The organism is Lentzea jiangxiensis (assembly GCF_900104175.1).
In the GTDB taxonomy this organism is placed as follows: Bacteria; Actinomycetota; Actinomycetes; order Mycobacteriales; family Pseudonocardiaceae; genus Lentzea; species Lentzea jiangxiensis.
The window spans coordinates 1-14,397 of sequence record NZ_FNIX01000006.1 but is presented as its reverse complement, the minus strand read 5'-3'; the positions used below and the strand labels follow the sequence as shown (position 1 = coordinate 14,397).

The window sequence follows — 14,397 nt, the reverse complement described above, 5'->3', positions numbered from 1 at the left end:
GCAGATCGTCCCTGGTGGAGCCGCGGTTACGGTGATCCTCCGATCGGTCGTGCGGTCGCACCCTGGCTGGAGCAGGACGCCGCCCCGTGCGGTACGCACTTCCGCATCCGGCAGGCGATCAAGAGCGCGGCGGCCGAGATGAGCCGGTTCGGGGCACGACCTAGAGTCTGCGGCGGCCGAGAAGCCGGAAATGCCGCCGGCGCAGGAGGATCCCGTGCTGGCGCTGTCCGTTTTGTTGCTTGTCGCCGTGCTCGTCTGCGCGGTGGTGCGGCCGTGGGGCCTGCCGGAGGCGGCGGTCGCGGTGCCGGCGGCGGTGCTCGTGGTCGGGGTCGGGGCGCTGCCGGTCGAGCACGCCGTGGACGAGGCGGTGCGGCTGGGACCCGTGATCGGGTTCCTGGCGGCCATCCTCGTCCTCGCGCAGCTCTGCGACGACGAGGGCCTGTTCCACGCCTGCGGCACCTGGATGGCGCGGGCGTCCGGCGGCAGACCGCGCACGTTGCTGGGCAGCGTGTTCGTCACGGCCTCGGTGACCACGGCGGTGCTGAGTCTCGATGCGACGGTCGTGCTGCTCACGCCCGTGGTGTTCGCGACGGCGGCGCAGCTCGGCGTCCGGCCGAAGCCGCACGTCTACGCGTGCACGCACCTGTCCAACAGCGCGTCGTTGTTGCTGCCCGTGTCGAACCTGACGAACCTGCTGGCGTTCGCGTCGAGCGGGCTGAGCTTCACGCGGTTCGCGGCGCTGATGACGTTGCCGTGGCTCGTGGCGATCGCGGCCGAGTACCTGGTGTTCCGGCGGTTCTTCCGCACCGACCTCGACGCGCCGGTGCACGCGCCCAGGTCGTCGCCTCCGCGGGAACTGCCCGTCTTCGCGCTGGCCGCGGTGGCGCTGACGCTCGTCGGGTTCGTGGTCGCGTCGGCCACCGGGGTCGACCCGGCGTGGGCGGCCTGCGCGGGGGCGCTGGCGATGGCGGTCCGGGCGTTCGTGCGGAAGCGCACGACGGTGCGGAAGCTCGTGCGGGCCGCGTCGTTGCCGTTCCTCGCGTTCGTGATCGGCCTCGGCGTCGTGGTGCGGGCCGTGGTCGACAACGGCCTCGACGACCTGCTCCGGAACGTCATCCCGGGCGGGCACGACCTGTGGGCGCTGCTCGGGGTCGCCGCGGTCGCCGCCGTGCTCGCGAACGTCATCAACAACCTGCCCGCGGTGCTCGTGCTCCTGCCCCTGGTCGCGCCGATGGGGCCTGGGGCGGTTCTCGCGGTGCTGCTGGGCGTGAACCTCGGCCCGAACCTGACCTACGCCGGGTCGCTCGCGACGTTGCTGTGGCGGCGGATCGTGCACGACCACGACACCGAGGTGCACCTGCCGGAGTTCACGAAGCTCGGCCTGCTCGCCGTGCCCGCCACCCTGGCGGGCGCCGTCGTGGCACTGTGGGCGTCCCTGCACGTGATCGGAGGATGACCATGACGGTGGTCGTGTGGATCGCCGACGACACCTGGCAGGACTGCGTCGACGCGGCGAGCGCTCAGCCGGGGGAGTTCCTGCTGCTGCACGTCAGCGACGTGGCCGGCGCGGCACACGCCGCCTTCGCCGGGCTGCTCGGCCGGCACGCGTCGCGCGACCCCGGCACGCGCCTGGACCACCTCGCGACAGACCACGCGGCACAGCTCCTCGACGCGGCGGCGGAACGTCTCGGGCGCCCGTGCGCGAAGGAGGCCCGTGTCGGCCGGGTCGAGCACGAAGTCGTTGCGGCGGCTCAGAACGCGTCGTTGCTCATCCTCTGCCGGGACGGCGATGTCAGCCACGCCGGTCCGCGCAGCCTCGGCCCGGCGACGCGGTTCGTCGTCGACCACGCGCCCTGTCCGGTGCTCCTCGTCTGGCCCTCGTAGCTGCGCGACTGAAAACTTGCGTGCACGCACTTTTCTCCCTTAGTCTCGCGGCCATGCGAGCCAAGGGCATTGCGTACGACACCGGTTTCGTGCGCCACGGGGAGATTTCGCTCGAGGAGTTCGACCTCGACGTGGTCAGGCGAGACCTGACCGTCATCCGGGACGACCTGCACTGCAACGCGGTCCACCTGGTCGGAGGTGATCCGGAACGGCTCGAGCGGGCCGCGGGGGTCGCAGCCGGGCTCGGGTTGGAGATCTGGTTCTCGCCCTACCCGCTGGAGCTGACGCCCGCCGAGGTCCTGGAGTTGTTCACCGACTGCGCGCGCAGGGCGGAGCGCGTCCGGCTGCGGGGTGCGGAGGTCGTGTTCGTGACCGGTGTCGAGGTCAGCATCATGAACGTGGGCTTCCTGCCCGGCGACGACGTCGGTCAGCGGCTGGGAAATCTGCTGGGGCGGCCCGAACGGATGAGGGAGGCGGCGGAGAAGCTCACCGCGTTCCTCGCCGAAGCCGTCGCCGTGGTGCGGCAGCACTTCCGGGGGAGGCTCACCTACGCCTGCATCCCGTTCGAGAACCCCGACTGGGACCTGTTCGACATCAGGTCGTTCGAGCTGATCCGCTCCGCCGAGGTCGCCGGCGTCTACGCCGAGAGCATCAGGAACGTGGTGGGGCAGGGGAAACCGGTCGCGATCACCGGCTTCGGCACGGCGGCCTGGCGCGGCTCGGGTGCCGTGGCTCCGCGCAGCATGGAGATCGTCGAGCACGACGACGCCGGGGTGCCGGTGCGCGTGAAGGACGGGTACGTGCGTGACGAGGAGGAGCAGGCCACCTACCTGCGCGAGGTGCTGGAGACCTTCGAGGCCGAAGGCGTGGACGGCGCGTTCGTCTACATGTTCGCCCTCGGCAACTACCCGCACCGGCCGGACGACCCGGGTCGCGACCTCGACATGGCGAGCCCCGGCATCGTGAAGGTGTACGACGACGGCCGCTGGGAGCCCAAGGCCGCGTTCGGTGCCGTCGCCGAGGTATACGGGCGGATTTAACCGGCTTGGCGCAGCGGTCTGCGGCGGTCAGACTCGGGGCACCATGAGCAGCAGGTTGCGCGCCATCGCCCACGACACCGTCGAGATCTCGGAGCGGGGCTCCTACGCCACCGGCGCGGGCGAGGTCGCCGTCGACGTCTCCCACGCCGTCTCCGGGACCCGGCTGCACCTGCCGGACGAGGTGCTGTCGCTGCCCTCCGAGACGGCGGGCGTCCGGGTCGAGGTCACCGGCGAGTCCACCCTGGAGGCCGCGCGCCGGCTCGGCGGCGACATCGCCGCCCTGAACTTCGCCTCCGCCCGCAAGCCCGGCGGCGGCTTCCTCAACGGCAGGGTGGCGCAGGAGGAGAGCATCGCCCGTGCGTCGGCGCTCTACCTGAGCCTGAGCACCGCCGGTGAGTTCTACGAGCACCACCGCGCGCACACCGACCTCACCTACACCGACCGCGTGATCTACTCGCCGCGCGTCCCGGTGTTCCGCGACGACGAGGGCGAGTTGTTGCCGCGGCCCTACGAAGTCTCGTTCCTCACCGCCGCGGCGCCCAACCTCGCGGCGATCCGGCGGAACCAGCCGGAGAAGGCCGACGGCGTCCCGCTCGCGTTGCTGGGGCGCGCCATCCGCGTGCTGCACGTCGCGGCGTCGCACGGCCACCGCAGGCTCGTCCTGGGCGCTTGGGGTTGCGGCGTCTTCGGCAACGACCCCGCCACCGTCGCCCGGATCTTCGCCCTCGCGCTGCGCGACAACCGCTACTTCGAGCACGTCGTCTTCGCCGTTCTGGACCGCCACGAGGGCGCGCCGACCTTCTCCGCGTTCGCCGAGGTGTTCGTCTGAGCCGCGATGGCACCACCTCTGACCTGCACTGAGCCAGAATGATGCCAATCTGAGCCAGAATTGCTTGTTGGTGGTGCCACTGTGTGCCATAGTGATGCCATGGATCTGACGCCGTATGTGGCCTCCCTCGGCCGCGAACTGCTGACCGCCGTCGAAACCGGTGGCGGGGAAGCGAGTGCGCTGGTCGAGCGGCTGACCGTGACGATGGAGTCGGCGATCCGGCTGGCGCTGCTCGAAGCGCTCTCCGCCGCCGCCGACGAGATCACCGCGGACCTGGCACCGGACTCGGTGCAGGTGCTGCTGCGGGGTCGTGACCCGAAGTTCGTCGTGACGCGCCAGAAGCCCGAGCCGCAGGCCGCCGCCGCGCCGGAACCCGCCCCCGCCGAGGACGTGGCGGCCGGCTTCGACGACGGCACCACGGTGCGCATCAACGTCCGCCTGCCCGAGCCGCTCAAGGCCGCCATCGACGAGGCGGCGGCCAAGGAGGGCCGTTCGGTCAACGCGTGGCTCGTGCGCGCCGCGTCGGCCCAGCTGAGCCCGAAGCGCGACACCACCGCCGAAACGCTGTCGAGCATCACCGGCGCGCAGCGCTTCGTCGGCTGGGTCCGCTAGCTCCAGCCTTCACCACTTCGCCCCGACCTGCGGGGATGTTCCACCCACACCTTCTGAGGGGACAGCCATGCCTTCTTACGACACGCCGGAACCGATTTCGGTGCTGCTCGACATCTACGCGGGCCACGTCCAGGTGGTCGCGACGGACCGCACCACGACGAACGTCGACGTGCGGCCCTCCGACCCGTCCGACACCTCGGACGTCGACACCGCGCAGAAGACCAGCGTCGACTTCGCCGACGGCACGCTCACGGTGCGCGGGCCGAAGCGGACGTTCGACTTCTCCAAGAAGACCAGGTCGGTCGACGTCGTGATCGAGCTGCCGACCGGGTCCGAGGTGGACCTCGACGTCACGGCGGGCAGCGTCCGCACCAGCGGCGTGCTCGGCGCGGCCGAGGTCGACCTGTCCGCGGGCAACATCCACGTCGACCGCGCCGGTTCGCTCAAGGCCGACACCGGTGCCGGGGCGGTCAAGGTCGGCGCGGTCACCGGCAACGCCGAGGTCAAGACCGGCAGCGGCCACCTCCGCGTCGGCAGGGTCGACGGGGCGCTGGTCGTGAAGAACTCCAACGGCCACATCGAGGTCGGCACGGTCGAGGGCGCGCTGCGGGCCCGTTCGGCCAACGGCGACATCCACGTCGAGCGCGCCGGCGCCTTGGTGGAGGCCCGCACCGCGATGGGGGCCATCGAGGTCGGCGAGGTCGTCCGCGACACCGTCACGCTGAACACCGCGATGGGCGGCATCGAGGTCGGCATCGCCCACGGCACCGCCGCGTGGATCGACGCCAAGACCAGCTTCGGCCGCGTCTCCAACTCGCTCGAGGGCAGTGACGGCCCCGGCGCCTGTGCCGAGACCGTCGAGGTCACCGCCCACACGTCCTTCGGCGACATCTCCGTCCGCCGTGCCTGAGGGGAATCCCATGTACGCGATCGAAGCCACCGGCCTGCGCCGTTCCTACGGCGACAACGAAGTCCTCAAGGGCGTCGACCTGAACGTCCAGCGCGGCACCGTGTTCTCGTTGCTCGGCGCGAACGGCGCCGGCAAGACCACCACCGTCAAGATCCTCTCCACGTTGATCCGCGCGGACGGCGGCAGCGCGTCCGTCGCGGGCCACGACGTGACGGGCGATCCCGACGCCGTGCGCGCCGCCATCGGCGTCACCGGCCAGTTCTCCGCCGTCGACAACCTGATGACGGGCCGCGAGAACCTGCAGCTGATGGCCGACCTGCACCACCTCGGCAAGGCGGAGGGCAGGGCCAAGGTCGAGCAGTTGCTGGCGGAGTTCGACCTCGTGGACGCGGCCGGCAAGTCGGCCTCCACGTACTCCGGCGGCATGCGGCGCCGGCTCGACCTCGCCATGACGCTGGTCGGGTCGCCGCAGGTGATCTTCCTGGACGAGCCGACCACCGGCCTCGACCCGCGCAGCCGCCGCACCATGTGGCAGATCGTGCGCGGGCTGGTGGCGAGCGGCGTCACGATCTTCCTCACCACGCAGTACCTGGAGGAGGCCGACGAGCTCGCCGACCGGATCGCGGTGCTCGACCACGGCAGGATCGTCGCCGAGGGCACCGCGGACGAGCTCAAGCGCCGCATGCCCGGCGGTCACGTCCTGCTGCAGTTCAGCGAACTGCGGCACCTGGAGGCCGCGACACGGGTCGTGCGCAACGCCTCGCGCGACGGTGACGCGCTCGCCCTGCGGGTGCCCAGCGACGGCGGTGTCCGCTCCCTCAAAGCCCTGCTCGACCGGCTCGACGAGCACGCGGTCGCGGTCGAGTCGCTCAGCACCCACACGCCCGACCTCGACGACGTCTTCCTCGCCCTCACCGGCAAGCCAGAAACGGTGGCCCGCTCATGACGCACGCACTGACCGACTCGGCGACGATGGTGCGCCGCAACCTCAAGCGGATGATCCGCTACCCGTCCCTGACGTTCCAGCTCCTGGTCATGCCGGTCGTCTTCCTGCTGCTGTTCGTCTACGTGTTCGGCGGGACGCTCGGCGCCGGCCTCGGCGGTCCGTCCGGCGGCCGTGCCGAGTACCTGAACTACGTGACGCCGACGATCGTCCTGATGTCGATCACCGCCGCGGTGCAGGGCACGAGCATCTCGATCGCGATGGACATGACCGAGGGCATCGTGGACCGCTTCCGCACCATGGCGATCGCGCGGGTGTCCGTCCTGACAGGACACGTGATCGGCAGCCTGGTCCAGACCGTCCTCGCGATGACCGTCGTCTTCGGTGTCGCGCTGGCGATCGGGTTCCGCCCGCAGGCGAGCGCCCTGGGCTGGCTCGCGCTGGCCGGCCTGCTGGTCGCCATGTCGTTCGCGATGATCTGGCTCTCCGCCGCGCTCGGTCTCGCCAGCAAGTCCGTCGAGTCGTCGAGCAACGTCGGCCTGCCGCTGATCCTGCTCCCGTTCTTCGGCAACGGTTTCGTGCCCACCGACTCGATGCCGACCGTGCTGCGCTGGTTCGCCGAGTACCAGCCGTTCACCCCGTTCATCGACGCCCTGCGCGGACTGCTGATGGGCACGCCGATCGGCAACAGCGGCTACATCGCCTCCGCCTGGTGCCTCGTCATCGGGGTCGGCGGCTACCTCTGGTCCAAGAAGCTCTTCAACCGCGAATCCACCCGCTGAAGGAGATCCAGACATGTTGCACGGCCTGCCCATGGAACGGGACGTCACCCCGTTCGACCCTCCCAGCCAGATCACCTCGCTGCGGTCCACCCGGCCGGTCAGCCCGATGCTCTTCCCCGACGGCCACGAGGGCTGGCTCGTCACCGGCTACGACGCGGTCCGGCAGGCGCTGGCGGACCTCAGGTTCAGCTCGCGGCAGGACCTCGGCGTCCTGCACGTCCCGTACCCGACACCCGGCATGCCCGAGCAGACCGAGCCGTCGCCGCAGGAACCCGGCCTGTTCATCAGCATGGACCCGCCGGACCACACCCGGTTGCGCCGCAAGCTCACCGGAGCGTTCACGGTCAAGCGGATGAAGGCCCTCGAGGAGGGCATCGTCGAGATCACCGAGCGGCAGCTGGACGCGCTGGCGGAGCTCACCCCGCCGGTCGACCTGGTGCGGGAGTTCGCGCTTCCCGTGCCGTCACTGGTGATCTGCGAGATCCTCGGCGTCCCGTACGCGGACCGCGAGTCGTTCCAGCACAACTCGTCGCGGTTCATGGAACGGGACATCGACCTCCAGGACAAGATCGCCGTGTACGTGGAGCTGAGCACGTACCTGGCCGGGCTCGTCACGGCCAAGCGCGCCGAACCCGGCGACGACCTGCTGTCCGACCTGGCCCGCGACGAGGACCTCAGCATCCCGGAACTGACCGGCATGGCGTTCCTGCTGCTGCTCGCCGGCCACGAGACGACCGCGAACATGCTGGCGCTGGGCACTTTCGCGCTGCTGGAGCACCCTGAGCAGAAGGAAGCGCTGCGGTCGGCACCGGAGCTGATCCCCGACGCCGTCGAGGAACTGCTGCGCTACCTCACGGTCGCCGACGTCTTCTTCCGCTACGCGGCGGAGGACGTCGAGTTCTTCGGCGAGACCATCCGGAAGGGTTCGACGGTCGTGCTGTCGCTGCTGGCGGGGGACCACGACCCGGCGCGCTACGAGAACCCGGACACGCTCGACGTGCACCGCAACGCCCGCGGGCACCTGGCGTTCGGGCACGGCGTCCACCAGTGCCTCGGCCAGCAGCTGGCCCGCATCGAGATGCGCGCCGGGTTCGAGGGGCTGCTGCGCCGCTTCCCCTCGCTGGAGCTCGCCGTCGAGCCCAGCGAGGTGAAGCTGCGGACCGACATGAACATCTACGGCGTGCACGCCCTGCCGGTCACCTGGGCGTAGCCGTCAGACGGTGAAGCCACCGTCGGCGTTGATGCTGGAACCGGTGACGTACGCACCGGCCTCACCTGCCAGCGCCGCCACCACCTCCGCGATCTCCGAAGGTGTTCCGTAGCGTCCCAGCGCGGTCAGCCCGCGAATCGCGTCCGACATCGGCCCGTCCGCCGGGTTCATGTCCGTGTCGGTGGGACCCGGGTTCACGACGTTCACCGTGATGCCCGACGGACCCAGGTCGCGAGCAAGTCCCTTCGTCATCCCGATCAGCGCCGTCTTGCTCGCGGAGTACAACGCGAAGCCGGGGAACGGCGCGTGCACGGCGACGTTGCTGCCGATGCTGATGATCCGGCCACCCTCACGCATGTGCTTCGCCGCTGCGCGCGCGGCGAGGAACGGCGCGCGGACGTTCACGGCCATCGTGTGGTCGAACTCGTCGCGGCCGAGCTCGTCCAGCGGCCCGACCCGGAACACGGCGGCGTTGTTGACGAGCACGTCGAGTCGTCCGAAGTGGACAGCCGTCTCCTCGACGGCGGCCACCACGGCGTCCGGGTCGGCGCTGTCGGCCCGGATCGCGAAACCGTTGTCGGGCTTGGTGTTCTGGTACGTGACGGCGACGCGGGCGCCGAGAGCGGTGAGCTTCTCGGCGACCGCGGCCCCGATGCCTCGGCTCCCGCCGGTGACGAGAGCCGCTTTTCCTGCAAGTGGTTCCATGCCGTCCACCCTGGCGGAACAGCGGCCGGGGTTCTGGCGGGAATCGGACCGTCAGTTGGCGCCCCGCACGTAGGCCCACGCGGTGCGGTTGAGGGAGTCCTCGATCCCGGTGAAGCCCTCGCCGGGGTTGAGGACGTCCTCGTGGAAGTCGACGTCGACGTCGTCCGCGGTACCGCCGACGCCGTCCGGCCCGACGCCGAACATGCCCTTGGGGTTGCCGCCCTGGTCCATGAGGCTGTCGAGCGCGTTGAACTGGTCCTGGTGCCAGCTGCCCGACATGTGCCCGGCCTCGTGCGCGGTGATGTTGCCGATGGCCCTGCCGATGAACGCGATCTTGTCGCTGGCCGGCGTGATGTAGCCGTTCAACGAGGTGCGCGACTGCGTGGCCGGAGCGCTGAGGACGTCGAGCAGCACCAGCGAGGTCTCCTCCTCGCCGAAGTTGCCCGCGTCGATCGACTGCGCGATGCCGACGGTCTGGATGCCGGACTCGGCGATCGAGCCGCCGACGACGATCCGGCTGACGTTCGGCTGGCCCCACGGGTCGGCGTGGTCGCGGCTGTTCAGCACGCGCACGGCGAACCGCCTGTTGGTGCCCTTCGCGGCCAGGTCCTTCTCGACGTTCTCCCGCACGGTGGCGATCACGCCGTCGATCACCGCGTTCTCGTCGGCGCCGGTGAGGCCCCAGCCCGGCAGGAACTTCCTCAGCGGCGAGAGGTCGCGGTTGCCGGACGGGGTGACGCCGAAGACGCGGGTGTTGACGCGGGCGCCGTCGAAGTCGAGGAAGAGCGTCAGCGCCTCGGGTCGCTGGTTGAGCTCGGAGCCGGGCCGGTACGCCTCGACCGTGACGTCGTAGCGCCCGGTGCCGTTCTCGGCGCCGACGGTGTAGCGGCCGTCCCTCGGCGCCACGAAGTCCGCGACGGCGTTGCCACCGGCGGGCAGCGGGGAGTTCTCGGCGTACAGGAAGCTGAAGTCCTGCGACGAACCGAAGACCTCACGCCCGGCGGGGTCGTGGACGACGACCCTGGTGGCCCTGCCCGCCGCCGACGCGCCGAGCACGTCGCCGGCCCTGAGGTCGACGGAGAAGAAGTCCCTGTCCTGGCGCTGCGCGCCGTTCGTGATCGTCAGGTCGTACGCGCCTTCGGTGAGGACGCGCTTGCCGGTGCCCGGCGTGAGCGGGTCGGCCGGGATCCCGCCGGGACCGGCCGCGGCGACCATCACGTACACGTCCTGCCCCGCTCCCACCGAGAGCTGCAGCCTGCTGTCCGTGGTGCCCGCGAGGTTGTCGTGCTCGGCCAGCAGCCGCCCTTGCGCGTCGAACACGGCGAGCAGCGTGTCCAGGGAGCCCACCGGGGTGTCCGTCTCGACGGTGAGCACCGTGCCTTCCGCGCCGCCGGTGACCCGGTAGAAGTCGTGGTCGCCGGTGCCGTCGCCCGCGCTGCCGTACGGGCCGTCGCCGATCGTCCCGCTGGTCCGCGCGGGCGTGCCGAGGCTGCCGGCGAGCGGAACGGCGTCGTTGGTCTCGGGGGACGGCGGCACGACGGGGAGCGAGGGATCACCGGCCAGGTCGCCGGTGAGCCTGAGCTTCGCGTTCTTGCCCCGGCCGGTCCCGAACCCGGCCACGTGCTCGGCCCGGTCCGGTGCGTCGTTGGCGCCTTGGCCGGTTTCCTCCTCGGTGTAGGTCAACGGCTGGCCGGCGCTCTTCGCGGCCAGGCGCGACTGCTTGCGCGCCTGCCGGTCGCGGTGGACCGCGGCCCAGTCGACCTGGGCCTCGGTGGGCAGGAACGCGAGCATCGGCTCGGGCTGGCTGCTGCGCGGCACGGGCTCGGCCGCGGACTGCCCCGCGGCCACCAAAGTCAGTGCCACACCGGCCGTGAGCACGCCAAACAGGTGTTTTCGCATGGTAGAACCCCCAGTTCGGTCTCGAACCGAGGAAACCAGCGGATTGCGGGTCAGGCGAGCCTTTCGGCCGGCCTTTGTCCTTTTTCGGACAACGACGCCCCGACCTCGTGCAGGTGCTCCAGCACGTACCCGTACGAGCGGAACAGGCCGCACTGCGCGTAGGAGATGCCGCGCTGCCGGCAGAACTCGCTGACGATCGGCTGCGCGTGCCTCAGGTGCGGGCGGGGCATGCTCGGGAACAGGTGGTGCTCGATCTGGTAGTTGAGCCCGCCGAGCAGCACGTCGACGAACCAGCCGCCGCGGATGTTGCGCGAGGTGAGCACCTGCTTGCGCAGGAAGTCGAGCGAGTGCCCCGCCGAGAGCACCGGCATCCCCTTGTGGTTGGGGGCGAAGGAACACCCCATGTAGAAGCCCCACACGGCCTGGTGCACGAGGATGAACGAGACGGCGTACACCGGCGAGAGCACCCAGAACACGACCGCCAGGTACACGACGACGTTCGCGATCATCAGCGGCCGCTCGCGCCCGGAGTGCCGGATCGAGTGCCAGTGCAGCGCGAAGCCCTCCAGCAGCAGCAACGGGAAGAACAACACCGCTTGGCGCGAGGCGATCCACCGCAACGGCCCGCTCTTGGCGAGGCCCTGCCGCCGCGTGAACGCGAGCACCGAGATGTCGACGTCCGGGTCCTCGTCCTCGTGGTTGGGGTTGGCGTGGTGCCGGTTGTGCTTCGAGACCCACCAGTCGTAGCTGACCCCGACCAGTCCGCTGTGGACGTAGCCGGTGATCTCGTTCCACTTCCGGGAGGCGAAGATCTGCTTGTGCCCGGCGTCATGGCCGATGAACGCGAGCTGCGTGCTCATCACCCCCAGCGCCACCGCCACCGCGAGCTGCCACCACGAGTCGCCCAGCAGCGCGAACGCCACCCAGGCCGCCGCGTAGAGGGTGAGGTTCACGCCGATCCGCGCGTAGTAGTAACCGCGTCGTCGTTCGAGCAGTCCTGCCTGTTTCACCAGAGCGGACAGCTGGGCGAAGTCGCTCGCCTGCCGGGGCACCATTCGTCCAGGGTGCCCCACTACGACGAAGAAGATGCCACACGGTGACGAAGAAGTCGTGCACGGCCGGTGACGCCTGGTCTCACCACGAGACCAGGCAGAACGGGTGCCCGGCGGGATCGGCGTAGACGTCGAAGGACTCGCCGCCTCCCGGGAGCTCGCGCGCACCCAGTTCCCGCACCTGCCGGCCGGCGGCCTCCCGGTCGGCGACCCTCACGTCGAAGTGCATGCGCGCCGTTTCCTCCGGCCACTTCGGAGGCACCCACGCCTCGACCTTCGCGAAGGCCACGCCCGGCCGGTCGGGGGCGTCGCCGATGACGACGAAATCGCCGTCGTCCTGCACCCGGACCATGCCGAGCAGCTCCTCGTAGAAACCCGCGAGCGCCCGCGGGTCGGGGCAGTCGACCACCAGGCCGTGCCAACGTCCGATCATGCGCGGAATGCTGGCACGGCATGCGGACAACCACCGCCCTCGTTCTACGCCAGCGCCATCGCCATCACCGGAGGCGTGGTCGGACCCGGCGAGCCACCGTCCGGCTCGACCGTGAGCGCGACCTCCCGCGCACCGATCAGCCCGGTGACCACGACGGGCGACGACCCGGCCGCCAGCAGGCCCGCCGAACGCGGCCCGTCGTCGCCGATCAGCCACAGCTGGTAGGTGTGCCCGCCGGGCGCGGCGGGCAGGTCTCTGGCGAGGAACAGCGCCTCGTCCCTGCTCGCCGACACGACCGCGGTGCCCGTCGCCCCGTTCGGCGCGGTGCCGCTGATCAGCTTGGCGTCCGGAGAGGACAGGAGGTCCGAGAACCGGCTGTACTCGCTGGAGAGCTGCGCCAGCCGGCGTTCGTCGGCGGAGTCGGTGACCTGCACCGTGACGAACGCCGCCGCCACCAGGCAGGCGGCCGCGGCCAGCCCACCGGCCCACCGCCTGAAGTCGGTGCGCGGGGCGCGCACCGCGGTTCTGGCCGTCTCGGGGGGAACCTGCCGCGTCTCCGCCGCCGCCGCGAGCACGCGAGCACGCAGGTGAGGGGGCGGCGGGGAGTCGACCGCCGCGCCGAGACGCGCGGCCGTGGCGGTGAGCTCGGCGACCTCGACCGCACAGCTCTCGCAGCCGGGCAGGTGGGTCTCGAACGCGGTCCTCTCGAACTCCGACAACGCGTTGACGGCGTAGGCGCCGGTGAGCGTGTGCAGATCCGCGGATGTGGTCCTCATCCGGTCACCCCCATGCAGTCCCGCAGTCGGATCAGGCCGTCGCGCATCCGCGTCTTGACCGTGCCGAGCGGGATGCCCAGCAGGCTCGCGACTTCCGGGTACGAGTAGCCCTGGTAGTAGGACAGCAGCACGGACTCGCGCTGCAGTTCGGTCAGGAAGCTCAGGCACCGGCGCACCTGGCGTTGCTCGAGCCGGCCGTTGACCTGCTCGCTCACCTCGTCGAACGGCCTGGCCGGGTCGAGGCGGGCCGCGCGGTCCTCGCGGTGCGTGGCGGCCTGGGCGGAGCGGACCCGGTCGACGGCTCTGCGGTGCGTCAGGGTGAGGACCCAGGTGGTGGCGCTGCCGCGCTCGGGGTCGAACCTCGTCGCCGTCCGCCACACCTCGAGCATCACCTCCTGGAACACCTCCTCCGACTGCGCCTGGTCCCGCACGACGCGTCTGATCAGCCCGAACACCGAGCCGGACAGCAGGTCGTACAGCCGCTCGAACGCCGCCTCGTCACCCCGCGCGACCAGGGCGAGCAGGTCTTCCGCCGTCGGATCGGCCGGACGCCCGACGTCACGGGGGGTGCTTTGCAGGCTCTGCAGCGACTGCTCACGCTTCGGCATCCCGAGTCCTCTCCTCAGCGTTGTCCTCTGGTGTTCGCGGCCGGAGCGCTTTCGGATCGGTTTTGGGCGGGCCGTCACGGCCGGGCGAGAAATCCGCCCCGCCGTCAGGCGGACAGAGCGGTTGGTAACGGATTCATAACCGCACCCGTCCGCTTGCGGGGGAGCCCCGAATCACGAGCAGCAACCGCTCGACCACTCCGGGAGATGTCCTGTCATGAACAAGACCGTCCGCAAGACCGTCCTGGCCGTCGGCGCCGTCTCGCTCGCCCTGTTCGGCGCGGCGTGCGGCTCGGGTGACGCCGCCAGCACCGGCAGCAGCTCCTCCAGCGCCGCCGCCACCCCGACGACCTCGATGGCCCCGTCGTCGTCGGCGATGGCGGATCCGGCCTCGAACCTCGTCGGTCCGGGTTGTGCCGACTACGCGAAGCAGGTGCCGTCCGGTGCCGGTTCCGTCTCGGGCATGGCCGCCGATCCGGTCGCCACCGCGGCGAGCAACAACCCGCTGCTCACGACGCTGGTGAGCGCGGTGTCGGGCAAGCTCAACCCGAAGGTGAACCTGGTCTCGACGCTCAACGGCGCGGAGTTCACGGTGTTCGCGCCGGTCGACTCGGCGTTCGCGAAGATCGACGCCGCGACGATCGAGAAGCTCAAGACCGACGACGCGCTGCTGACCAAGATCCTGACCTACCACGTGGTTCCCGGCCAGATCACGCC

Annotated in this window: 16 protein-coding genes; 10 read left to right on the top strand and 6 right to left on the bottom strand. The window is 70.7% G+C overall.

All coding sequences use genetic code 11. From position 1 onward, the window contains the following. The first annotated feature begins 190 nt into the window (after positions 1–190). The 9 genes from BLQ91_RS19075 to BLQ91_RS19035 all read left to right on the top strand — a co-directional run bounded on the left by BLQ91_RS19075 (position 191) and on the right by BLQ91_RS19035 (position 8,210). On the top strand, positions 191–1,456 hold the full coding sequence (locus tag BLQ91_RS19075; RefSeq protein WP_090098257.1) for an SLC13 family permease: 1,266 nt from the start codon (positions 191–193) through the stop codon (positions 1,454–1,456). Positions 1,457–1,458: 2 nt separating this feature from the next. Next, positions 1,459–1,884, top strand: coding sequence for a universal stress protein (locus tag BLQ91_RS19070; protein WP_090098256.1), 426 nt, complete (start codon positions 1,459–1,461; stop codon positions 1,882–1,884). A 53-nt stretch (positions 1,885–1,937) separates the two neighbouring features. Further along, entirely contained in the window at positions 1,938–2,924 is a 987-nt protein-coding gene (locus BLQ91_RS19065) for a glycoside hydrolase family 113 protein (RefSeq protein ID WP_090098255.1), read from the top strand. Between the two features lie 43 nt (positions 2,925–2,967). Then, positions 2,968–3,753: a TIGR02452 family protein gene (locus tag BLQ91_RS19060; RefSeq protein ID WP_090098254.1), complete on the top strand. Its 786-nt coding sequence runs from the start codon at positions 2,968–2,970 to the stop codon at positions 3,751–3,753. Between the two features lie 99 nt (positions 3,754–3,852). Continuing rightward, the gene (locus BLQ91_RS19055; protein WP_090098253.1) at positions 3,853–4,365 is read left to right on the top strand and encodes a ribbon-helix-helix protein, CopG family; all 513 of its coding nucleotides are present in this window, start codon (positions 3,853–3,855) and stop codon (positions 4,363–4,365) included. 67 nt (positions 4,366–4,432) lie between these two features. Beyond that, positions 4,433–5,275, top strand: coding sequence for a DUF4097 family beta strand repeat-containing protein (locus BLQ91_RS19050; RefSeq protein WP_090098252.1), 843 nt, complete (start codon positions 4,433–4,435; stop codon positions 5,273–5,275). Between the two features lie 10 nt (positions 5,276–5,285). Further along, positions 5,286–6,221 carry an ATP-binding cassette domain-containing protein gene (locus BLQ91_RS19045; RefSeq protein WP_090098251.1) on the top strand — a complete coding sequence of 312 codons (936 nt, stop codon included), beginning with the start codon at positions 5,286–5,288 and terminating at the stop codon, positions 6,219–6,221. Further along, entirely contained in the window at positions 6,218–7,000 is a 783-nt protein-coding gene (locus BLQ91_RS19040) for an ABC transporter permease (protein WP_090098250.1), read from the top strand. The genes BLQ91_RS19045 and BLQ91_RS19040 overlap by 4 nt, the downstream gene beginning before the upstream one ends. A 13-nt stretch (positions 7,001–7,013) precedes the next feature. After that, positions 7,014–8,210 (top strand): cytochrome P450, encoded by a 1,197-nt coding sequence (locus BLQ91_RS19035; RefSeq protein WP_218130321.1) that lies wholly within the window; start codon positions 7,014–7,016, stop codon positions 8,208–8,210. A gap of 3 nt (positions 8,211–8,213) precedes the next feature. Here the strand turns inward: BLQ91_RS19035 and BLQ91_RS19030 are convergent, their stop codons facing one another. The 6 genes from BLQ91_RS19030 to BLQ91_RS19005 form a co-directional block, all read right to left on the bottom strand. Continuing rightward, positions 8,214–8,915 carry an SDR family oxidoreductase gene (locus BLQ91_RS19030; RefSeq protein ID WP_090098249.1) on the bottom strand — a complete coding sequence of 234 codons (702 nt, stop codon included), beginning with the start codon at positions 8,913–8,915 and terminating at the stop codon, positions 8,214–8,216. Positions 8,916–8,966: 51 nt separating this feature from the next. Beyond that, on the bottom strand, positions 8,967–10,814 hold the full coding sequence (locus tag BLQ91_RS19025) for a hypothetical protein (RefSeq protein WP_143022713.1): 1,848 nt from the start codon (positions 10,812–10,814) through the stop codon (positions 8,967–8,969). 50 nt (positions 10,815–10,864) lie between these two features. Then, on the bottom strand, positions 10,865–11,869 hold the full coding sequence (locus BLQ91_RS19020) for a fatty acid desaturase family protein (protein ID WP_090098247.1): 1,005 nt from the start codon (positions 11,867–11,869) through the stop codon (positions 10,865–10,867). Positions 11,870–11,948: 79 nt separating this feature from the next. Next, positions 11,949–12,299 carry a VOC family protein gene (locus BLQ91_RS19015; protein ID WP_176959824.1) on the bottom strand — a complete coding sequence of 117 codons (351 nt, stop codon included), beginning with the start codon at positions 12,297–12,299 and terminating at the stop codon, positions 11,949–11,951. Between the two features lie 44 nt (positions 12,300–12,343). Continuing rightward, entirely contained in the window at positions 12,344–13,075 is a 732-nt protein-coding gene (locus BLQ91_RS19010; protein ID WP_090098246.1) for an anti-sigma factor, read from the bottom strand. After that, a complete protein-coding gene (locus tag BLQ91_RS19005; RefSeq protein ID WP_090098245.1) occupies positions 13,072–13,683 on the bottom strand; it encodes a sigma-70 family RNA polymerase sigma factor in 612 nt (203 codons plus the stop codon). The genes BLQ91_RS19010 and BLQ91_RS19005 overlap by 4 nt, the downstream gene beginning before the upstream one ends. Before the next feature lie 214 nt (positions 13,684–13,897). Between BLQ91_RS19005 and BLQ91_RS19000 the strand changes: the two genes are divergently transcribed. Beyond that, a partial coding sequence (locus tag BLQ91_RS19000; RefSeq protein WP_090098244.1) for a fasciclin domain-containing protein occupies positions 13,898–14,397 on the top strand: 500 nt, incomplete at its 3' end.